We start from the raw sequence: 20,707 nt of genomic DNA, 5'->3' as shown, positions 1-20,707 counted from the left end.
CGGTAGCCCTTCCGGCGTACCAGGATTACGTGGCGAAGACGAAAGTGACCGCGGCGGCAGACGAAGCAGCCGGCGGCAGAACCGGTATCGATACCGAGGTGATGCAAAGCCCCAATCTGAGTGCCGCTGCGGCCATGCAGGCCACCAAAATGCAGGCCGAATCGATCAATTGCACGATCACCACGACGGCCGCAACTGCCGGGGTTGTCGACCTCAGCTGCACCATCAAAGGCGGTCCCGCCTCGGTGACAGGGAAAACCGTCACCTGGTCGCGCGCCACGAGCGGCAACTGGACCTGCAAAGCCATCGGCATCGCTGCCGAGCATACCACCCCGTCGTGTCCACCGTGATGTAAGTAATCACGTAAGGAAGTCCAGTGCGCCATCCGGCAAGCACTGGGCTGGGCTGACCAGCCTTCGTCCTCGCGTTTGCCGCCCGGCTCCGGGCCGTTCGTATCAAACTCCCTCACTGATTGTTGAACTACCTGCGCCCGCCCCAGGTCGAACAGGTTCGCCTGTCGAGTATCGCTTGGCAGGCTGCTTTTCCTGAGCAAGTTCTCGCTCAAACGCCATCCTTTGTTTCACTGCCGGCGCTTCCGCTCGCCCAAGGCGAGTGTCGCGCCGTATCTCAATGCATGTCACTTCATTGGAGCAGCAACATGAAATCAATACACTCAGTCCATTGTCTTCCGCAACGCGGCTTCACCCTGATTGAACTGATGATTGTCGTCGCCATTCTCGCTATCCTGGCGGCCATCGCCTTGCCTATGTACCAGGACTATGTGGCCAAGGCGAAAGTGGGCGCGGCCATCGCCGAAGCGGCCGGCGGCAAAGTCGGCATCGATACCGAAATCATCATGACGCCCACCATGGACGCTACTAAAACCATGGCGGCCACCAGGTTCAGCAAACCGGAAACGCCGAACTGCACACTCAGCGTCGAGGCGGCAAATGAAGGTAAGGCTGGCATCACGTGCGTGATCAAAGGCGGTCCTGCCGGGGTGGCAGGCAAAAAAATCACCTGGTCGCGCGACGTCAAAGGCGCCTGGACATGCGAAGCGGAGGGTATCGTCGCTGAATATACCAGCGCCACCTGCCCGCTCAAAACCTAGGTCATGTGCTGGCGCCGGGGACCATGGCGGCATAGGTCAGGTTTTGTGGCGCTGTGGAATGGCGCGGCGTGAGATCGCTGAACAGTACGCCGTCAGCGAACTTTCTTTTGCCCGGTGGGACACGCGCTATTCATCAATCGCGGCATGCCAGTCGCCCGACTTGCCGCCCTGTTTTTCCAGCACCCGCACATTGGTCATCACCATGCCGCGATCGACCGCCTTGCACATGTCGTAAATCGTCAGCAGGCCGACCTGGACGGCAGTGAGCGCTTCCATCTCGACGCCCGTCTTGCCGACCGTTTCCACCTGGGCGCGGCAATGCACGCTGCTGGCCGCCTGGTCGACCTCGAAATCGACCGCGACCCGGGTAATGGCCAGCGGATGGCACAAGGGCACCAGCTCGCTGGTCTTCTTGGCGCCCATGATGGCGGCGATGCGCGCGATGCCGAGCACGTCGCCCTTTTTTGCGCTGCCCGACACCACCAGCGCCATCGTTTCCGGCTTCATGCGGATGGTGCCCGCGGCCACCGCGATGCGGTGGGTATCGCTTTTGTTGGCGACGTCGACCATATGGGCCTGGCCGGTGGCGTCGAAATGGGTAAGCTGGTCGTTCTGGGAGGTTGTCATCGGGTCGAAAGAGGGTAGTAGGGATTACAAAAAACGTCAGGCCACGCGTGCTGCTGCGGGGTGATCGCAGTTGCGGTTATCATAGCACCGTGAAATCCAAAACCGCTCCAGCCACCATGCGCCCGCCGCGCCGTCTCAAGGCGGGCATGCTGCTATCCGTCGCCCTGATGTCGGCGCTGGGCGGCCTGGCGCATCCGGCCGCCGCCCAGGCCAATCTGAACACCACCAGCCTGCCGACCCTGGGCGACACCGCGCGCGAAGACCTCTCGCCGGTGCTCGAACGGCGGCTGGGCGAAGAAATCATGCGCGACATTAAGCGCGACCACGATTTCCTCGACGACGATCCGATTCTCGAATACCTCAACGCATTCGGCGGCGGCCTGGTCGCCTCCTACCCGGGGGCGCGCGGCGAGACCAATGCCGATTTCTATTTCTTCGCCGTGCGCGATCCCATGCTGAACGCCTTCGCGCTGCCCGGCGGCTTCATTGCCGTGCACTCGGCGCTGCTGCTGGCGGCCCAGACCGAATCCGAACTGGCCTCGGTCATGTCGCACGAAATCGGCCACGTGGCCCAGCGCCACATTGCGCGCATGCTGGGCCAGCAAAAGCAGGATGCCCTGATTCCCCTGGCGGCCATGATCCTGGCCGCGCTCGCGTCCAAGGGCGGCGCGGATGCCGCGATCGGCGTGTTCATGGGCGGGCAGGGCTTGCAGATCCAGCGCCAGCTCAATTTCAGCCGCGACGCCGAGCGCGAGGCCGACCGCATCGGTTTCCAGATCATGGCCGCGGGCGGTTACGACACGTCCGGCATGGTGGCCTTCTTCGGCCGCATGCAGGCGGCCAGTCGGGTCTACAGCGACCTGATGCCGGCCTACCTGCGCAGCCACCCGCTCACTTCCGAACGCATTTCCGACATCCAGGCGCGCATCCGCGAAACGCCTTACCGCCAGCGCGTCGACAGCCTGGAGTTTCACCTGGTGCGTGCGCGCGCCCGCGTGCTGCAAGATGAAAGCACCCAGGGACGGGTGGAAGCGGCCGCGTTTTTCGACGCCCAGCTGACCCAGCAAAGCCGCCAGCAGCAAGCCGGCGCGCAGTACGGCCTGGCCTTCCTGGCGCTCAAAAAAGGCGAACTGGCCCAGGCCCAGAGCTGGCTCGACAAAGCGCGCGGCACCATGCGTCCGGCCGAAGGGGCCGTGTTTTCGACCGGGCAAGCCAGTTCCGATGGCGCCGCCATGTTCGCCAGCATGGCGCTGGAAATCAAGCTCGCGCCCGGCCAGCCGGCGCTGGTCAAACAGCAGGCGCTCAAGGATGCGGACCAGGCGCACCTGCGTTATCCGCTCTCGCGCGGCATTGCGCGCCAGTACGCCGATGCGATGATCGTCAACGGCAAGCTCGACGAGGCCGCGCGCTTCCTGCGCGACCAGGTGCAGCTGTACCGCGAAGAACCGAAATTGCATGAGCTGCTGGCCAAGACCTACGCGGCGCAGGGCAAGATCGCCTTGCAGCACCTGGCCTTGGCTGAATCGTACGCGCTCAGCGGCGGCATGCTGGCCGCGCTCGACCAATTGACCATCGCGCGCAAGGCCAGCGACGCCTCGTTCTACGACATGGCCGTGATCGATGCGCGCGAACGCGAATTGCAGGCGCGCCGGCGTGAAGAGTTAAAGGAAGCGAAGAAGTAAGGAAATACAGGCCGACGCGGGCCTGAAGCCAGGCGCCTTCAGGCTCGGCCATTCACGGGGCGGAAACGATGGCTTGTCTGGCTTCAGCCCGACTGCCCTTGAGTGGGTACCGTATCATCGCCAAATATCGCTGGCAGGCTGGGCGCGTTGACGCTGTGTTCGATCCATTGATGAAGTTCAGTTTCCGATGCTTGGTCAATGCGTTGCATGGTCAATTCCGGCAAGACGCCAAACTTGATGCGCAACAGGCTTCCCACTACCTCGCGCAGTGCTGCTATTTGCCCTTCGGCCTTACCTTCAGCCTTACCTTTCGCCATGCCTTCGGCGCTTCCTTTTTGAAAGCCGATCTCCTCGAATTCTTCGGCCCACGTTTCAAATTTACGTCCCATGTCAGCAACCTCCTTGACACTGTTACATGTGAATGCCCCCGATTTGCCGGGTCTGCGCGCCAGCAGGTGGTTCACCCATACCTCGACCGAACGCCGCAGGCTGTCTTGAGGCGCTTCGTGGAACCAGGCCGTCAACGCAGGGGCGACCTTCCTTAGGACATCGGGCGCGCTCGAAAGTTCCAGCCGAAACAGCAGCGCCAGCAAGGTCGCGTTCGTTTCCAGTGCGGTGGCCTCCAGGCGCTGCTGGTCGATCAGCACGTAGCGCTGGGCCGGCTGCAGCGCCGCCAGCTCGGCGGGCGCTTGCATGAGGAGTCCGGCCAGGTCCATGCTGGCGCTCCAGTGCGGCAGGCCGTTGTAGAACACCAGCGGCAGCACCGGCGGCAACAGCAAGCCAGGGGACAATGCGTGACGCTTGACCAGGTCCTGGTACAGCAAGCCGATATAGGTTTGCATGCGCAGCGCCATCCAGCGGTCCACGCCGGACTGGCATTCCAGGAGGATGTACACGTAGAGAAACTCGTCGCCCAGCCGCACGCGCCAGACGATATCGTCCTCGCGGGCCGACAAGCGCTCGCTCACATACGCCGGATTGACCCGCTCGAAGGCCGACAGCGGGATCTCGTCGAACAGCTTGGTGGAAGTAAAGCCGGTGATCAGTTCGCGCACCAGCTCCGGGTGGGCGAACAGCGAACGGTATCCGAGGTCGTGAGGGGCGGGCATGGCGCATTGTAGCCAGCGTCCCTGCGCTGCCTTTGCGCTGCATCAGGCGTGCGCGGCGCAGCCGCTCCACCGTCATGCCAGCATCGGCGCCACTTCCGGCAGTGGCGGGAGTAAGGGCTCGGCTATTGACGCCGCCGGCTTACGGCGCTGGCATCCTGACAAAGTGCAGCTGCGTCGCCACCTGCGCGCGCGCGATCGGTTCGACCGGCACCGCCAGGTCCTTGTAGCGCAGCGTCAGCGTGCCCGCGCCGCCTTCCAGCCAGCCCATCAGCGCTTCGTCGGACGCGCCGATGCCGTCGATGTCCAAGGCCCCCATCAACTGCGCCACGTCGCGGTCATCGACCTGCGCGATCTTGCCGGCGGAAGATACGATCAGCTCGCCACTTTCCGTCATCCACGCCTGCTCGATCGCATCGAGCGCCTCGCCCGTGTGCAGTACCAGCCCATGCGCCGGATCGGTACGCGCAATGAACGGCGTCGCTTCCAGGTTGACGAACACGCGCTGCGGCCCGTTCTGGAAATACCAGCAGCCGCGCTCGTCGGCCATGTAGTTGCGGTTGATGAAACCGAGCAGCGCCGTCTGCACCACCTTGTCGCCGGGCAGGTTCAGATGCTGGGCCCGTTCGTCGCGCATGCGCCAGGCGCCGCGCGCATCGAGTGCCAGCCAGCCGTAGCAATGCGGCACGTCCGGCCATTTGGCCATCGCTTTTTTAACAATATCATCCATGGGCGGCAGCTTCGCATAGTTCGTCCGCGTTTGGCGCGCGCGTCGCGCCATGCGACGCGCCAGGCGACGCGCTATGCGACGCGCCAGGCGAAGCCTGTACCGCGTCGAAAAAACGCAGGATGCGGCGCGGCAGCCAGTCCAGCCGTCCCGGCAGATTACCGGCCGCGAAACCCACATGCCCGCCATGCTCCGGATACTCCAGCGTCACCGCGCGCGATGCCGTCGTCGGCAGATACTTCCCCGGCAAGAACGGATCGTTGCGCGCATTGAGCACCAGGGTCGGGACCGTGATATCGCCCAGCACGTGCCTGGCGCTGGCGCGATCCCAGTAATCGTCGGTATCGCGATAGCCGTGCAGCGGCGCCGTGACCACGTTATCGAAGGCGTACAAATCACGCGCGGCCAGCAGCGCGTCGCGCTCGAACAGCCCCGGAAACTGCGCCAGCTTGGCCAGGCACTTGGGCTTGAGCGTCTTGAGGAACATGCGCGTGTAAATCATGTTCAGCCCTGACGACAGCGACTCGCCCCCGCGCGCCAGGTCGAGCGGCGCCGACACCGCCACCGCCGCATCGACGATCTCGGCCTGATGCTGCGATTCTCCCAGCCAGCGCAGCAGCGCGTTGCCGCCCAGCGAGACGCCGGCCGCGTACAGCTTGCCGGCGCCACGTTCACGCAAACGCCGCACAATCCAGTCGACTTCGCCCGCGTCGCCCGAATGATAAAAACGCGGCGCCCGGTTCGGTTCGCCCGAGCAGCCGCGAAAGTGCGGCACCGCGCCCGACCAGCCGCGCGCGGCGATGGCTGCCATCAAGGCCCGCGCATAGTGGCTGGCGGACGAGCCTTCCAGCCCGTGGAACAGCACCACCAGGGGCTTGCCCGGTTCGCCATCGACAAAATCGACATCGACGAAGTCGCCGTCCGGCGCCTCCCAGCGTTCGCGCCGGAATGCCACCGCCGGGCGCGCAATGGCCACGGCCGGATACATGGTTTGCAGATGCCCGCCGGGCAGCCAGAAGGGCGTTGTATAGGAGTTCGGCACCGGTGCAATCAGTGCAGGCTGGAAGCGGGATGCTCGTGCGCCGGCACCGCGCCGGGCGCGACCGACACATGGCGCAGCACGATGCGCCAGCCCTGCGGCGTCTTGATATACACATTGGTGGCCAGCAGATGGGCCGGCTCGCTGCCGCTCGAGGTCACGCCTTCGATGACGGTGTGCACCGAACTCATCAAATTATGCGTCTCGTGCAGCTGCGACGGCCGGATCTGCAGGGCGCCCCGCTCCAGGATCGCTTCCCACGATGCCTGGATCGCCGCATGTCCATGCAGGCGCGGCCCGCCCGGATGGATGCAGACGATCTCCTCGTCATCGGCCCACAGCTGCATCAGCGCGTCGACATCCCCGCGGTTGAGCGCTTCATAGAACGCGGCTTCGACCTCGGCCGCGCTACCGTTGAGTTGTTTGCGTCGTTTCATGCGGCCTCGGCAAAGTGTGGGGGGAGGGGGCCGGGCAGGACCGTGATGCTTAGTGGTGCGCCATCACCGTGCCCGGCTTCAGGCGGTATTCGGTGCCGCAGTACGGACACTTGGCCAGGCCATCATGGCCAAAATCGAGGAAGACGCGCGGATGCGACGACCACAGCGTCATCGCCGGATTCGGGCAATGGGCTGGCAAGTCTTTGTCGCCGAGTTCTACCGCAGGCGTTTTCGTGGCGTTCATGGATTCTCCGTCAGGCATGCAAAACCTCGATTTTAGCGGATTCGGGCAATTAGCCGAAATGATCGGTAAAATACTCCTACCAAATTACGGCCGCGTTCGCTAGTTTCCCTATGAAAACATGCATACCGGCGCTCACCCTGATTGCGCTTCATGCCAGACCGCATTGTTTCATTTCTACCCCTTGCCCGATCTAGTTGTGGCAAGAAAACCACATGAATGACGTGACTCCGCCCCCGGCCGCGCTGCGTCCTGCCGATGAGGACCGGGCCATCTGGCGCGAAGCGTTCAAGACCGGCCTGCCGACCCTGTTCGGCATCGGTGCATGGGGTTTGGTGGTCGGCATTGCGATGGTCAAGAGCGGCCTGACGGTGCCGCAAGCGCTGGGCATGACCCTGATCGTCTTCGGCGGTTCGGCCCAACTGGCCTCGCTCCCCCTGATCGCGGCCGATGCGCCGATCTGGGTGGTATTTGCCACCGCGCTGGTGGTCAACCTGCGTTTCGTCATCTTTTCCGCCTTGCTGGCGCCCCATTTTGCCCACCTGCCATGGCAAAAGCGCTTTTTGCTCGGCTATACGGCGGGCGACCTGACCGTGGCGCTGTTCCTGCAGCGCTTCCCCAGCGAAGAACCGGCCCACGGCAAAGTGTCTTATCTCAAGGGCTTGCTGTATCCCAACTGGGTCTCCTGGCAAGTCGGCTCGATCGCCGGCGTGTTCCTGGGCAGCGCGGTCCCGACCGAGTGGGGCCTGGGCTTTGCCGGCACCCTGGCCATTCTCTGCATCATGATTCCGTTGACCATCAACCGCGCGGCCCTGTGCGGCGTGCTGGTGGCGGGCGCCACCGCCGTGCTGGCTTACGAATTGCCCTACAAACTGGGCTTGCTGGCCGCCGTCCTGCTTGGCATGCTGACCGCCATGACGGTCCAGGAACTGAACGAAAAACGCACGCGGAAAGCCCTCGCCGCCAAGGGGGAACCCCATGTCTGACGTCGAAATCTGGATCACCATCGTGGCCCTGGCCTTTGCCACCGCCGCCACGCGCAGCTCGTTCTGGCTGATCGGCCACCATATCACCATCCCCAAGCGGGTCCAGGAAATGCTGCGCTTCGCCCCGGCCTGCGCGCTGGCGGCCATCATCGCGCCCGACCTGTTCCTGGGCAACACCGGCCAGTTGCAACTGGGCCTGGATAACTTCAAACTGATCGCCGGACTGGCCGCGACCGGCTATTACCTGCTGCGAAGAAATATGCTTGAAACCATCATTTTCGGCATGCTGTTCTTTACAGCCTTGCGTATCTGCTTACAGTAGGGTTTTCGGGCTGGGCTTGCGGTAAAATAGCGTTCTTTCATCATTTGACTCGTGGATCGCCAATGCACGCTGTTCTCAATTTCACCCGTTTGCAAGACCTGATCGACCAACACGCCCTGCAGGGCAAGCGCGTGTTCATCCGCGCCGACCTGAACGTGCCGCAGGACGACGCCGGCAACATCACCGAAGACACCCGCATCCGCGCCTCCGTGCCGGCGATTGCCGCCGCCATCAAGGCGGGCGCCGCCGTCATGGTCACCTCGCACCTGGGCCGTCCGACGGAAGGCGAATTCAAGCCGGAAGACAGCCTGGCGCCGGTCGCCGCGCGCCTGGCCGAACTGCTGGGCCAGCCGGTGGAGCTCAAGCAAGACTGGGTCGATGGCGTCGATGTTGCGCCGGGCCAGGTCGTGCTGCTCGAAAACTGCCGCGTCAACAAGGGTGAAAAGAAGAACGCGGATGAACTGGCCCAAAAGATGGCCAAGCTGTGCGATATCTATGTGAACGATGCCTTCGGCACCGCCCACCGCGCCGAAGCGACCACCCACGGCATCGCGAAATTTGCGCCGGTGGTGTGCGCCGGCCCGCTGCTGGCCGCCGAACTGGACGCGCTGGGCAAGGCGCTGGGCGCTCCCAACCGTCCGCTGCTGGCCATCGTGGCCGGTTCCAAGGTCTCGTCCAAGCTGTCGATCCTCAAGGCGCTGGCCGACAAGGTCGACCAGCTGATCGTCGGCGGCGGCATCGCCAACACCTTCATGAAAGCCGTCGGCCTGAACATCGGCAAGTCGCTGGCCGAAGCCGACCTGGTCGCGGAAGCGAAAGCCATCATCGACATGATGGCCGCGCGCGGCGCCCAGGTGCCGATTCCCGTGGACGTGGTGTGCGCCAAGGAATTTTCGCCAACGGCGGTGGCCACCGTCAAGGATGTGGCGGATGTGGCTGATGATGACATGATCCTCGACATCGGCCCCAAAACGGCCGCCATGCTGGCCGCACAGATCGCCAAGGCCGGCACCATCGTCTGGAACGGCCCGGTCGGCGTGTTCGAATTCGACCAGTTCGGCGAAGGCACCAAGACGCTGGCGCTGGCCATTGCCGATTCCAATGCCTTTTCGATCGCCGGCGGCGGCGACACCCTGGCCGCGATTGCAAAATACGCGATCAGCGATAAAATCGGCTATATCTCCACGGGCGGTGGCGCCTTCCTCGAATTCCTCGAAGGAAAAACCTTGCCGGCAGTTGAAATCCTGTTACAACGCAGTTCCCAGTAAGCCCACAGCGCAGCCTTCCCGGCTGCGCTTTCACTTCAAGGACACTCTATGTTTCGTGGTACCAAGATCGTCGCAACGATTGGCCCGGCTTCGACCGATTTCGATATTCTCGTCCGCATGATCGAAGCGGGTGTCGATGTCGTCCGGCTGAATTTTTCGCATGGCAAGGCGCAGGACCACATCGACCGCGCCAACCTGGTGCGGCGCGCCGCCGCCCAGTGCGGGCGCGAAGTGGCGATCATGGCGGACATGCAGGGTCCCAAGATTCGTGTAGGTAAATTTGAACAGGGCAAGATTTTCCTGGAAAACGGCGAGAAATTCATCCTCGACGCCAAGTGGGGCGAGAACGGCGAACTGGGCAACCAGGAACGCGTCGGCCTCGACTACAAAGCCTTGCCGCGCGACGTGCGTCCCGGCGACAAGCTCTTGCTCAACGATGGCTTGATCGTGCTGGTGGTCGAACGCATCCTCGGCCACGAGATTTTCACCGTGGTCAAAGTCGGCGGCGAACTGTCCAACAACAAGGGCATCAACCGCCAGGGCGGCGGCCTGACCGCGCCGGCACTGACCGCCAAGGACATGGAAGACATCAAGACGGCCATGAGTTTCCAGGCCGACTATCTCGCCATTTCCTTCCCAAAAAGCGCGACCGACATGGAAATGGCGCGCCAGCTGGCCAATATCGCCGGCGAGCCGTTCCACCACAAGCCGATGATGATCGCCAAGATCGAGCGCGCCGAAGCGATTCCTGTGCTGCAGGAAATCCTGGACGCCTCCGACGGCATCATGGTCGCCCGCGGCGACCTGGCCGTGGAAGTCGGCAACGCCGCCGTGCCGGCGCTGCAAAAACGCATGATCCGCATGGCGCGCGAATCGAACAAGCTGGCCATCACCGCCACCCAGATGATGGAATCGATGATCGTCAACGCCGTGCCGACCCGCGCCGAAGTGTCCGACGTCGCCAACGCTGTGCTCGACGGCACCGATGCGGTGATGACCTCGGCCGAAACCGCCTCCGGCCGCTACCCGATCGAAACCGTCGAAATGATGGCTGCGATCTGCCTGGAAGCCGAGCAGTCCGAGTACAACAAGCTCGACGCCGACTTCCTCAACGTCACGTTTACCCGCATCGACCAGTCGATCGCCTACGGTGCCCTGTTCACCGCGCATCACTTGCGCGTGAAAGCCATCGTGGCCCTGACCGAGTCCGGTTCGACCGCATTGTGGATGAGCCGTCACAGCATCGACACGCCGATCTACGCGCTCACGCCGAGCACTACCACGCACCGCAAGGCTTCGCTGTACCGCAATGTGCGCGCCTACAACCTGATGCAGGAAGGCGATAGCAGTGCTGTGCTGAAACAGGCGGAGGACTTGATGGTCGCCAAAGGAATCGTCAAAAAAGGTGACATGATCGTCGTCACCTGGGGCGAGCCGATGGGGCAGGTCGGCGGCACCAATGCGCTCAAGATCGTGCGCGTCGGCGAGTTTGGTTAATTGATCGCCGCGCCCCTCGTGGGCGCGGCATGCATTGAATATGCGGCCGCGGCTGAATCACAGCCCCGCCGCCGTTGCCCACCAGCGTTGCGCGCTACCCGCGCGGTCTGCGCTCCCGTGGCAGCACACCGGTTTCTATTGTTTGGAGTATTACCATGTCCCTCGTATCCATGCGTCAACTGCTGGACCATGCCGCCGAAAACGGTTATGGCCTGCCTGCGTTTAACGTCAACAACCTCGAACAGGTGCAGGCCATCATGGCTGCCGCCGACGCGGTCGGCTCGCCCGTCATCATGCAAGCGTCCGCTGGCGCCCGCAAGTATGCCGGCGAAGCGTTCCTGCGCCACCTGATCGACGCCGCTGTCGAAGCGTATCCGCACATTCCGGTCGTCATGCACCAGGATCACGGCCAGTCGCCGGCGGTCTGCATGACCGCGATCCGCTCCGGCTTCACCTCGGTGATGATGGACGGTTCGCTCGAAGCCGACGGCAAGAGCGTCGCTTCCTACGAGTACAACGTCGATGTCTCGCGTGAAGTGGTGAAATTCGCGCACTCGATCGGCGTGACCGTCGAAGCCGAACTGGGCGTGCTCGGTTCGCTCGAAACCATGAAGGGCGACAAGGAAGACGGCCACGGCGCCGACGGCCTGATGACCCGCGAACAGTTGCTGACCGACGTGGCGCAAGCCGCCGACTTCGTGCAGCGCACCCAGTGCGACGCGCTGGCGATCGCCATCGGCACCTCGCACGGCGCCTACAAGTTTACGCGCAAGCCGACCGGCGATATCCTCGCCATCGACCGCATCAAGGAAATCCACGCGCGCATCCCCAACACCCACCTGGTGATGCACGGTTCCTCGTCGGTGCCGCAAGAACTGCTGGCCATCATCCGCGAATTCGGCGGCGACATGAAGGAAACCTACGGCGTGCCGATCGAAGAAATCCAGGAAGGCATCCGTCATGGCGTTCGCAAGATCAACATCGACACCGATATCCGCCTGGCGATGACCGCGGCCGTGCGCAAGTACATGTTCGAGAACCCATCCAAGTTCGACCCGCGCGACTTCCTCAAGCCTGCGCGTGAAGCGGCGACCGAGATTTGCAAGGCGCGCTTCCTCTCGTTCGGCTGCGAAGGCCAGGCGGCAAAGATCAAGGTCATGACCATGGACCAGATGGCCGAGCGTTACAAAAAAGGCGAGCTGGCCCAGATCGTGAAGTAAACTGCAGGATGTTTTGCAGTACGAATACACCGTAACACCCGCACGCGCCTTTGGGCGCGTGTGTTTTTGTCCTGTCATTATCGCTGTTTTTTTGACCATCTTTCATCATGTACACAGGCAGCTGCCTCTGCGGCGCGGTCCGCTACGAAATCCACGGTGACGTTGACCACGCCACTATCTGCTGGTGCACCATGTGCCAGAAGCAGCATGGTGCGGCCAACGGCCCCTATGCCAACGTGGCTTCCTCGGCACTGCGCATCGTCGCCGGTGCCGCCGGGATCACGCGCTACGCCTCGTCACCCGGTGTCGAACGCGCGTTCTGCAGCGTGTGCGGCGCCAACCTGACCTGGCAGATGGCCGAGCACAGCAGCCGTATCGCCGTCACCCTCGGCACCTTCGACACGCCCTACGAAGGCCTGGTGACAGATGAATTGCATACCGATAGCAAGCCGGGCTGGCTGCCCTAACCACCTCAAGGATTCACATGTCTGGCGTTCTCGAAACAAACCTGAAGTCCCTGCCTTTCCTGCACCGTGGGAAAGTGCGCGACATTTACGCCGTCGGCGACGACAAATTGCTGGTCATCCAGACCGACCGCCTGTCCGCCTTCGACGTCATTTTGAATGAGCCGATCCCCGAAAAGGGCAAGATCCTGACGGCCATGTCCAATTTCTGGTTCGCCAAGTACAAGGACTTGATGCCCAACCACGATACCGGCATCGATCCAGTCTCGCTGGTCTCGCCTGAAGAGCGCGAGCAGGTCGAAGGACGCGCCATCGTGGTCAGGAAAATGACCCCGCTGGGCATCGAAGCCATCGTGCGCGGTTACCTGATCGGTTCCGGCTGGAAGGATTACCAGAAAACCGGCAAGGTCTGCGGCATCGACTTGCCGGCCGGCCTGCAGGAAGCGCAAAAATTGCCGAACGTGCTGTTTACGCCATCGACCAAGGCCCCGGCCGGCGCCCATGACGAAAACATTTCGTTCGACGAAGCCCAGAAGATCGTCGGCGCCGACATCGCCACCCAGGTGCGCGACTACGCGATCAAGCTCTACACCGCGGCCGCCGAATACGCCGCCACGCGCGGCATCATCATCGCCGACACCAAGTTCGAATTCGGCCTGGATGAGCACGGCACCGTGCACCTGATCGATGAAATCCTCACCCCGGACTCGTCGCGCTTCTGGCCGATGTCGAGCTACCAGGTCGGCATGTCGCCGCCGTCGTACGACAAGCAGTTCGTGCGCGATTACCTGGAAACCCTGACCGACTGGAACAAGGCCGCGCCGGCCCCGGCCGTGCCGGATGAGGTGATCGCCAACACCCGCGCCAAATACGTCGAAGCGCTCGAGCGCCTGACCGGCGAAACGCTGAAGGCTTGATGATGAGCACTCCAGAAAACAAACCGTTGGTGGGCATCGTCATGGGTTCTTCGTCGGACTGGGAAGTCATGCAGCACGCCGTCAACATGCTCAAGGACTTCGGCGTGCCGTTCGAAGCCCAGGTTGTCTCGGCCCACCGCATGCCCGATGAGATGTTCGCCTACGCCGACAGCGCCCGTGCGCGCGGCCTGCGCGCCATCATCGCCGGCGCCGGCGGCGCCGCCCATTTGCCGGGCATGATCGCGGCCAAGACCATCGTGCCGGTGCTCGGCGTGCCGGTGCCGTCGCGCTATCTGTCGGGCAAGGATTCCCTGCTGTCCATCGTGCAGATGCCAAAGGGCATTCCGGTGGCCACCTTCGCCATCGGTGAAGCGGGCGCGGCCAATGCGGCGCTGGCCGCCGTTGCCATGCTGGCTTGCACCGACGACGCCCTGGCCGCGCAGCTGGAACAATTCCGCGCGCGCCAGACCGCCGCTGCCAAGGCTTCGGTCCTGCCGGTATGACGATGCAGCATTCTCCATCGCATTCTCCTTTCCTGCCGCCGGCCCGGCTCGGCGTGATGGGCGGCGGCCAGCTCGGTCGCATGTTCGTGCACGCCGCCCAGGCCATGGGTTTCAAGGTGGCCGTGCTGGAAGCGGCGCCCGACAGTCCCGCCGGGCACGCCGCCGACAGCCTGATCGCGGCCGATTACAGCGACACAACGGCGCTGGCCCAGCTGGGCCAGTCCTGCGTGGCCGTGACTACCGAATTCGAAAACGTGCCTGCCGACAGCCTGCGCTTGCTGGCGACCCACGCCTTTGTCGCTCCGGGCGCCGACTGCGTGGCGATCGCCCAGGACCGGATTGCCGAAAAGCGTTTCCTGGCGGGTTGCGCGGCGCGTTCCGGGGTGCCCCCGGCGCCGCACAAGACCATCGCCGCCCTGGACGATATCGACAGCATCGAGGATTTGCTGCTGCCGGGCATCCTCAAGACCGTGCGCATGGGCTACGACGGCAAGGGCCAGGCCGTGGTCCGCACCCGTGACGATGTCCGCGCGGCATTCAATGCCATGGGCGGCGTCACCTGCCTGCTCGAAAAAATGCTGCCGCTGGCCTACGAAGTGTCGGTCCTGACCGCGCGCGGCGCCGATGGCGAGTCGGTGGTCTACCCGATCGCCGAAAACGTGCACCGCGACGGCATTCTGTTCACCACCACCGTACCCGGACCGAATGTGTCGTTTGATAGCGCCGCCAAAGCCCAGCATGCCGCCAAGGTCATCGTCGACGAACTGGCCTATGTGGGCGTGCTGTGCATCGAATTTTTCGTGCTCACCGACGGCTCGCTGGTGGTCAACGAAATGGCGCCGCGTCCCCACAACAGCGGCCACTACACGATGGATGCCTGCGTCACCAGCCAGTTCGCGCAGCAGGTACGCGCGATGGCGCGCTTGCCGCTGGGCGAAGTGCGCCAGCATTCGCCGGCCGTCATGCTCAATCTGCTCGGTGACATCTGGTTCGCGCCTGGTTCGGACACCCCGTCCGAACCGGCCTGGGCCGAGCTGCTGGCGCTGCCCGGCGCCTGCCTCCACCTGTACGGCAAGGAAGCGGCGCGGCGCGGCCGCAAGATGGGCCATGTGACCTTCATCGCGCCGACCCTGGCACAAGCCCAGGCCCAGCTGGCCGCCGCCTGCGCCATTCTCGGCATCGCGGCATGACGGGCGCTGCGCTCGACCTGGCCGCGATCGCGCAAGCCGCCCGCCTGCTGGAGCAGGGCCGACTGGTGGCCCTGCCGACCGAAACCGTCTACGGCCTGGGTGCCGACGCCGAGAACCCGGACGCCGTGGCCCGCATCTACCAGGCCAAGGGCCGTCCGCAAGACCACCCGGTCATCGTGCATGTCGCGCCCGGTGCCGACCTGGGCTACTGGGCGACTGACATTCCCGCCGAAGCGCAGCAATTGGCGGCCGCCTTCTGGCCCGGCCCCCTGACCATGATCCTCAAGCGCGCTCCGAATATTCCGGACGCCGTCTCGGGCGGCCAGGATACGGTCGGCCTGCGCTGCCCCTCGCACCCGGTCGCCATCGCGCTGCTGCAAGCGTTCAAGGGCGGCAGGGGAGGGGTGGCCGCGCCGTCGGCCAACAAATTCGGCCATGTCAGCCCGACCACGGCCCAGCATGTCATCGACGAGTTCGGCGCTGACGGCACGGTCGACGCCGTGCTCGACGGTGGACAGAGCGCGGTCGGGATCGAGTCGACCATCGTCGACCTGTCGCGCCTGGCGACGCACGGCCCGGTGCTGCTGCGTCCCGGCCACATCAGCGCCGAAGCGATCGCCGCCGTGATCGACGCGCTGCCGGCAGCCCCCGACGCGGCTGCCCCGCGCGCTTCCGGCACCCTGGAATCGCACTACGCGCCGCACACGCCGGTGGCCATGCAAGCCAGCGCCGAGATTGCCGGCACCCTCGCACGATTGAAGAACGCGGGAAAAAATGTCGCTTTGATACACTACTCGCACTTCCCGGATGTGTTCGCTGAGAGTCAGTTACCCACAAGCCCGGAAGGTTTCGCACACGCCCTGTACGCGGCGCTGCGCGCGATGGATACGGCCGGGGCCGACCTGATACTGGTCGAAGCACCGCCTCAGGACGATGCCTGGCTGGGCGTAAACGACCGTTTGCGCCGCGCCGCGCACGGATCGACTGGCATCGTGCACGGCCTGCTCAACCACGAACCATTTTCCTGACGGACTAATATGCGCCTCGCTTTCGCTGCCCTCCTCACCCTATCATTAACGGCTTGTGGAGGCGGCGACGACGCGCCTGCCCCGACGCCGGCCCCAACTCCCACGCCGACCCCAACTCCCACGCCGACACCTACCCCAACGCCGACGCCGGCGCCGGCGCGCGGCAGCGTGATCGGTGGCGGCGCGTCGGTGATGCCGGTCAGCGCCAACGGCGTCAACATCACGACCCTGGAGCCGGCCGTGTTCGGCAAACTGCTCGACTCGCTGGCAAGCGGCACCACCGCCCTCACGGGCGACCTCACCTGTGCCGTGACGACCTACAAGGTGCGCTACAACACCGTCGGCGGCATCAGCGAGGCGACCGACGCCAGCACCGCCATCATGGTGCCATCCGGCAGCGATCCCGCATGCAGCGGCGCGCGCCCGGTGCTGCTGTACGCGCACGGCACCAGCGCCGACCGGAACTACGACATGGCGACCTTGACCGGTACCGAATCGCGCCTGATCGCCGCCATGTTCGCCGCGCGCGGGTACATCGTGGTCGCGCCCAACTACGCCGGCTACGACAGCTCGACCCTGGCCTATCATCCCTACCTCGACGCGGCCCAGCAATCGAACGACATGATCGACGGCCTGCGCGCCGCGCGCAGCGTGTTCGGCGCCATCAAGACGGCCGACTCCGGCAAACTGTTTGTGACCGGCTACTCGCAGGGCGGTTACGTGGCCGTCGCCACCCAGCGTGCCATGCAGAGCCTGGCTGGCGAATTCAAGGTCACGGCGGCGGCCGGCATGTCCGGTCCGTATGCGCTGGGCCAGTTCGGTGACGAGATGTTCACCGGCAAGCCAGGCAAGGGCGCCACCGGCTTCCTGCCGGCGCTGATCAATGCCGGCCAGCGTGCCAACGCCGGCGTGTACGGCGCCGCCAGCGACCTGTACGAAGCCCCGTTTGCCGCCGCGGTCGACAAATTTGCCAGCGGCGCCATCAGCGTGGAAGAATTGCTCAAGTCCCCGGGCTGGCCCGACAATGCCCTGTTCGCCAAGGATTCGCTGCCGCAGGCGGATGGCTACGCCGACTACTTCGGCACTGGCAACCTGTTCAAGACCAGCTACCGCAACGCCTACCTGGCCGATCTGAAAGCCCATCCGTGCAACGTCACGGCCGGCGCGCCGCTGGCTTGCGCGCCCGAGCATCCGCTGCGCAAACTGTTCGTCAAGAACGACTTGCGCACCTTCGCCCCTGCCGCGCCGCTGCTGCTGTGCGGCGGGCATGAAGACCGCACCGTGGCGTACATGAATACGCGTGCCGCGACCGACTATTTCCGCGCCGGCAGTGGCGCTGCGCTGGTCACCGAAGTCGATGTCGACGATACCCCGGGCAGCACCGATCTCTACCGCTCGGTAAAAGTCAACTTCGCCACCGCCAAGCTGGCCGTCAAGCTCGACGCCATCAAGGAGGGCAAATCGGGCGAGCGCGCCGTGGCCGACAGCTACCACGCCGGCCTGGTGGCGCCGTTTTGCCTGAGCGCCGCGCGCGGTTTTTTCAACGCCGCGCTGGCGCCTTGAGCAGTGCGTAAATTACAGCACGCTTGCCGGAACGGTTGATATAATCCGGCAACTTTTTTACGCTGACCGTCCTGTTGCACTGAACTGATATTTTGCCAACCTGTTTTCCTATACAAGTGAGGGGAAGACTGGCATATTAGTTGGGTAGGGAAAAGCACGGGCGTTCGTTTAATAAGAATATAAATTTCACCAGGAGACACAATGCGTCACATAAATTTTGCGCTGGCTTTGCTCACCGCAGCGGTACTGAGCGCCTGCGGCGGCAGCGAGCCGGGCAATCAGGAACTGAAAACCAAATTCTCGTCCCAGGTCTCGTTCGGCGACAGCCTGTCGGATGTGGGCACCTACAACGTCGGCAAGGTCAAGGAGATCGGCGGCGGCAAATTCACGATCAATGGCGACAATACCGCCAAGAACCCTGCACTGACCGGCAAGAACTGGACCGAGTACATGGCCGCCCAGTTCGGCCTGCCCGCACCATGCCCGGCCCAGACCGGCCTGGATGGCGACGCCAGCAAAGGCTTTTCGGTCCCTGTGGTCAACAACAACGCTTGCCTGAGCTATGCCCAGGGTGGCGCGCGCGTCACCAACCCTGTCGGTCCGGGCAACAAGCTCACTGGCGACCCGATCGGCCAGCTGACGGTGCCGGTGGCGACCCAGGTGGCCAATCACCTGGCGCGCAACGGCGGCAAGTTCAAGGGCGATGAAGTGGTGCTGATGATCGGTGGCGGCAACGACGCCCTGGCCATGCTGGGCCAACTGTCCGCCACCGCCACTGCCACCGCCAAGGCCGAAGGCAACAAGGTCTTCGCCACCAGCCTGACCGGCCAGCTCGCCGCAGGCGCGACCAATCCGGCCGCGGCTGCGCAAGCCATCGGCGGCGCCATCATGGCCGAGTCGCAGCGCACCGGTTCGACCCAGCAAACCATCGTCGGCGCTGCCGTCTATGCCGCCGCAACCCAGCCGGGCAACCAGACGGTCGGCCAGGAATCCGTGTACCTCCCGATGGTCGCCAAGGCCCAGGCTGCCGCCGAAACCGAAGGCGCCAAGGCGGGTGCTGCCTACGCCGCCGAGCAAGGACCGAAAATGATTGCCGCGATGGGCGTGGCAGGCGATGAAATGGCGGCACTGGCGAAAACCCAGGTGGTCGGCAAAGGCGCCAATTTCGTCGTCGTCAACAACCTGCCGGACCTGGGCCACGCCCCGTCGTCCACCGCCAAAGGCGTGCCGCAGGCGCTGGTCATCGCCATGGTCGACAAGTTCAATGCCCAGCTGCGCGCTGGCTTGGCCGGCGAAGCCAAGATCCTGCACGTGGACCTGTATGCCATCAGCCACGACCAGATCACCAATCCGGCTCCGTATGGCCTGAGCGAAACCAAGATCGCGGCCTGCGCCGACAATGCCCTGGGACACACCTCGCTGGGCTGCAATGGCAGCAACACCATCGCTGGCGACGTCAGCCGCTACATGTTCGCCGATGGCGTCCATCCGACCCCATTCGAAAATTCGCTGATCGCGAAATACGTGGCCGAACAGATGATCATCAAAGGCTGGCTGTAAGCCGACCGTACCTATAATAAGAACCTGGAGAAAAAATGAAATTACGTATGAATAGCGTCGGCAAGGCAGTCGCCGCTGCCGCCGTGATGGCGCTGGCGTCGAGCGCATCGGCGCAGTCGGCCGGTCAATGGACCGCCAAGGTCGGCGTTGCCGAGATCACCCCGAAGGTCAAGAGCGGCGACGTCAGCGCGCCTGCGCTGCCGGGCACCAAGGCCGCCATCGGTTCCGACACCAAGCCGATCTTTTCGTTTTCCTACAGCCTGACCGATAACGTGACTGCCGAGCTGGACCTGGGCATGCCGTTCAAGCACACGCTGTACGGCGCCGGTTCGATCGAGGGCACGGGCAAGTTGGGCACGGTCAAGGCCTTGCCGCCGACTATGCTGGTCCAGTACCGTTTCTTCAAGCCGGAAGCGATGCTGCGTCCGTACCTGGGCGTGGGCATTACGTATGCTTACTTCGCCAAGGAAACCGGTTCCGGCCAAATGACCGCGATCAGCGACATCGGCGGCCCGCCGACCACCTTCAAGGTCAAGAACAAGCTGGCCGGCAGCCTGCAGGCCGGCCTGGTGTACAACATCAACGAGCGCTGGTTCGCGGACGTGGCGTACATCAAGACCTTCCTCAAGACCAAGGTCGATTTCTCGTCCGGCCAGACCCAGGACATCACGCTCGATCCGCAAGTGATCAGTTTCGGGATCGGCTACAAGTTCTGATGTAAAAAAACCCGCTTCGGCGGGTTTTTTCATGGCATGCGCGTTGCTATCCCAGGCTGGCGAAGGTGTTCGCTACCTTGACAGCGGCGCTCATGAGTTCCTCCGCATCCAGGCCGAGTTCTTCCCATGAGAAACTCAGTTCGACGACGTGGTTCACCGCCTTGCACAGGTCCGGCTTGATCCGCACAATCTCCAGCGTCGGCGCCGTCTTCGCCTTGGCAAGGCGTATCTGGAAATCGTCCTTGCCGGTGCATCCGCTCGACGTCACCCACAGGACCAGGTTTTTTCTCTCGAACCGGATGCCGTGCAAGCGTTCCAGCCGTTCTTTTCGCGCAATTGGCGTGTCCATGTGATTTTCCTCCCAAAAAATTCAAGTCAGCGGCATGGTGCGCCTGGCGGCCCGACCATGGCATGCAGCGCCGTCTGCCTTGTCGTGAAGACGGGCCGTTAACGCATGATAGAAAGGCCGGCTTGGCCGGCGCTTAATCCGGATCACGCTCCGT

At 63.8% G+C, this 20,707-nt stretch carries 23 protein-coding genes; 16 read left to right on the top strand and 7 right to left on the bottom strand.

All coding sequences use genetic code 11. From position 1 onward, the window contains the following. Nucleotides 1-350: pilin (locus tag F2P44_RS15110; protein WP_187363323.1), on the top strand; the 350-nt coding region annotated here is incomplete at its 5' end. 125 nt (nt 351-475) lie between these two features. Beyond that, nucleotides 476-1,111: a pilin gene (locus F2P44_RS15105; RefSeq protein WP_223165039.1), complete on the top strand. Its 636-nt coding sequence runs from the start codon at nt 476-478 to the stop codon at nt 1,109-1,111. 126 nt (nt 1,112-1,237) lie between these two features. Here F2P44_RS15105 and moaC read toward each other — a convergent pair whose 3' ends face one another. Beyond that, complete coding sequence (gene moaC, locus F2P44_RS15100; RefSeq protein ID WP_167087729.1) at nt 1,238-1,738, bottom strand: cyclic pyranopterin monophosphate synthase MoaC; 501 nt, start codon at nt 1,736-1,738, stop codon at nt 1,238-1,240. A gap of 146 nt (nt 1,739-1,884) precedes the next feature. On the opposite strand from moaC, the gene F2P44_RS15095 reads away from it, so the two are divergent. Continuing rightward, nucleotides 1,885-3,420 carry a M48 family metalloprotease gene (locus tag F2P44_RS15095; RefSeq protein ID WP_167087772.1) on the top strand — a complete coding sequence of 512 codons (1,536 nt, stop codon included), beginning with the start codon at nt 1,885-1,887 and terminating at the stop codon, nt 3,418-3,420. Nucleotides 3,421-3,503: 83 nt separating this feature from the next. On the opposite strand, the gene F2P44_RS15090 is transcribed toward F2P44_RS15095, so the two are convergent. From F2P44_RS15090 to F2P44_RS15070, 5 genes are all read right to left on the bottom strand, one after another. Further along, nucleotides 3,504-4,529 carry an Rpn family recombination-promoting nuclease/putative transposase gene (locus tag F2P44_RS15090; RefSeq protein ID WP_167087727.1) on the bottom strand — a complete coding sequence of 342 codons (1,026 nt, stop codon included), beginning with the start codon at nt 4,527-4,529 and terminating at the stop codon, nt 3,504-3,506. 139 nt (nt 4,530-4,668) lie between these two features. Further along, the gene (locus F2P44_RS15085) at nt 4,669-5,256 is read right to left on the bottom strand and encodes a DUF2946 family protein (protein ID WP_167087725.1); all 588 of its coding nucleotides are present in this window, start codon (nt 5,254-5,256) and stop codon (nt 4,669-4,671) included. Beyond that, entirely contained in the window at nt 5,249-6,241 is a 993-nt protein-coding gene (locus F2P44_RS15080) for a YheT family hydrolase (protein ID WP_167087770.1), read from the bottom strand. Before F2P44_RS15080 ends, F2P44_RS15085 begins: the two co-directional genes overlap by 8 nt. A 62-nt stretch (nt 6,242-6,303) precedes the next feature. Then, nucleotides 6,304-6,729, bottom strand: coding sequence for a YybH family protein (locus tag F2P44_RS15075; protein ID WP_167087723.1), 426 nt, complete (start codon nt 6,727-6,729; stop codon nt 6,304-6,306). Nucleotides 6,730-6,778: 49 nt separating this feature from the next. After that, on the bottom strand, nt 6,779-6,973 hold the full coding sequence (locus F2P44_RS15070) for a zinc-finger domain-containing protein (protein WP_099874977.1): 195 nt from the start codon (nt 6,971-6,973) through the stop codon (nt 6,779-6,781). 212 nt (nt 6,974-7,185) lie between these two features. On the opposite strand from F2P44_RS15070, the gene F2P44_RS15065 reads away from it, so the two are divergent. The 13 genes from F2P44_RS15065 to F2P44_RS15005 all read left to right on the top strand — a co-directional run bounded on the left by F2P44_RS15065 (nt 7,186) and on the right by F2P44_RS15005 (nt 20,204). Then, entirely contained in the window at nt 7,186-7,956 is a 771-nt protein-coding gene (locus F2P44_RS15065; protein WP_167087722.1) for an AzlC family ABC transporter permease, read from the top strand. Then, nucleotides 7,949-8,278, top strand: a complete 330-nt coding sequence (locus tag F2P44_RS15060) for an AzlD domain-containing protein (protein ID WP_167087720.1) — start codon at nt 7,949-7,951, stop codon at nt 8,276-8,278. Before F2P44_RS15065 ends, F2P44_RS15060 begins: the two co-directional genes overlap by 8 nt. Before the next feature lie 62 nt (nt 8,279-8,340). Next, nucleotides 8,341-9,546 carry a phosphoglycerate kinase gene (locus tag F2P44_RS15055; protein ID WP_167087718.1) on the top strand — a complete coding sequence of 402 codons (1,206 nt, stop codon included), beginning with the start codon at nt 8,341-8,343 and terminating at the stop codon, nt 9,544-9,546. A gap of 48 nt (nt 9,547-9,594) precedes the next feature. Continuing rightward, nucleotides 9,595-11,043, top strand: a complete 1,449-nt coding sequence (pyk, locus tag F2P44_RS15050) for a pyruvate kinase (RefSeq protein WP_167087716.1) — start codon at nt 9,595-9,597, stop codon at nt 11,041-11,043. A 155-nt stretch (nt 11,044-11,198) separates the two neighbouring features. Beyond that, entirely contained in the window at nt 11,199-12,263 is a 1,065-nt protein-coding gene (gene fba / locus F2P44_RS15045; protein ID WP_166877905.1) for a class II fructose-bisphosphate aldolase, read from the top strand. A 107-nt stretch (nt 12,264-12,370) separates the two neighbouring features. Next, complete coding sequence (locus F2P44_RS15040; protein ID WP_167087714.1) at nt 12,371-12,730, top strand: GFA family protein; 360 nt, start codon at nt 12,371-12,373, stop codon at nt 12,728-12,730. Nucleotides 12,731-12,747: 17 nt separating this feature from the next. Further along, nucleotides 12,748-13,644 (top strand): phosphoribosylaminoimidazolesuccinocarboxamide synthase, encoded by an 897-nt coding sequence (locus F2P44_RS15035; RefSeq protein ID WP_167087712.1) that lies wholly within the window; start codon nt 12,748-12,750, stop codon nt 13,642-13,644. Nucleotides 13,645-13,646: 2 nt separating this feature from the next. Further along, complete coding sequence (purE, locus tag F2P44_RS15030) at nt 13,647-14,147, top strand: 5-(carboxyamino)imidazole ribonucleotide mutase (protein WP_167087768.1); 501 nt, start codon at nt 13,647-13,649, stop codon at nt 14,145-14,147. 2 nt (nt 14,148-14,149) lie between these two features. Next, nucleotides 14,150-15,337, top strand: coding sequence for a 5-(carboxyamino)imidazole ribonucleotide synthase (locus F2P44_RS15025; RefSeq protein ID WP_370662696.1), 1,188 nt, complete (start codon nt 14,150-14,152; stop codon nt 15,335-15,337). Next, nucleotides 15,334-16,365, top strand: a complete 1,032-nt coding sequence (locus tag F2P44_RS15020) for an L-threonylcarbamoyladenylate synthase (protein ID WP_167087709.1) — start codon at nt 15,334-15,336, stop codon at nt 16,363-16,365. Before F2P44_RS15025 ends, F2P44_RS15020 begins: the two co-directional genes overlap by 4 nt. 9 nt (nt 16,366-16,374) lie before the next feature. Beyond that, a complete protein-coding gene (locus F2P44_RS15015; RefSeq protein ID WP_167087707.1) occupies nt 16,375-17,928 on the top strand; it encodes an alpha/beta hydrolase family protein in 1,554 nt (517 codons plus the stop codon). A gap of 201 nt (nt 17,929-18,129) precedes the next feature. After that, on the top strand, nt 18,130-19,488 hold the full coding sequence (locus F2P44_RS15010) for an SGNH/GDSL hydrolase family protein (protein ID WP_167087705.1): 1,359 nt from the start codon (nt 18,130-18,132) through the stop codon (nt 19,486-19,488). Between the two features lie 35 nt (nt 19,489-19,523). After that, nucleotides 19,524-20,204, top strand: coding sequence for an OmpW/AlkL family protein (locus tag F2P44_RS15005; RefSeq protein ID WP_187363322.1), 681 nt, complete (start codon nt 19,524-19,526; stop codon nt 20,202-20,204). A gap of 46 nt (nt 20,205-20,250) precedes the next feature. On the opposite strand, the gene F2P44_RS15000 is transcribed toward F2P44_RS15005, so the two are convergent. Further along, nucleotides 20,251-20,553, bottom strand: a complete 303-nt coding sequence (locus tag F2P44_RS15000) for a hypothetical protein (RefSeq protein ID WP_167087703.1) — start codon at nt 20,551-20,553, stop codon at nt 20,251-20,253. Nucleotides 20,554-20,707 lie beyond the last annotated feature (154 nt).

The organism is Massilia frigida, from assembly GCF_011682175.1.
Classification (GTDB): Bacteria; Pseudomonadota; Gammaproteobacteria; order Burkholderiales; family Burkholderiaceae_D; genus Telluria_A; species Telluria_A frigida.
This window is presented reverse-complemented; position numbering and strand designations above follow the sequence as displayed.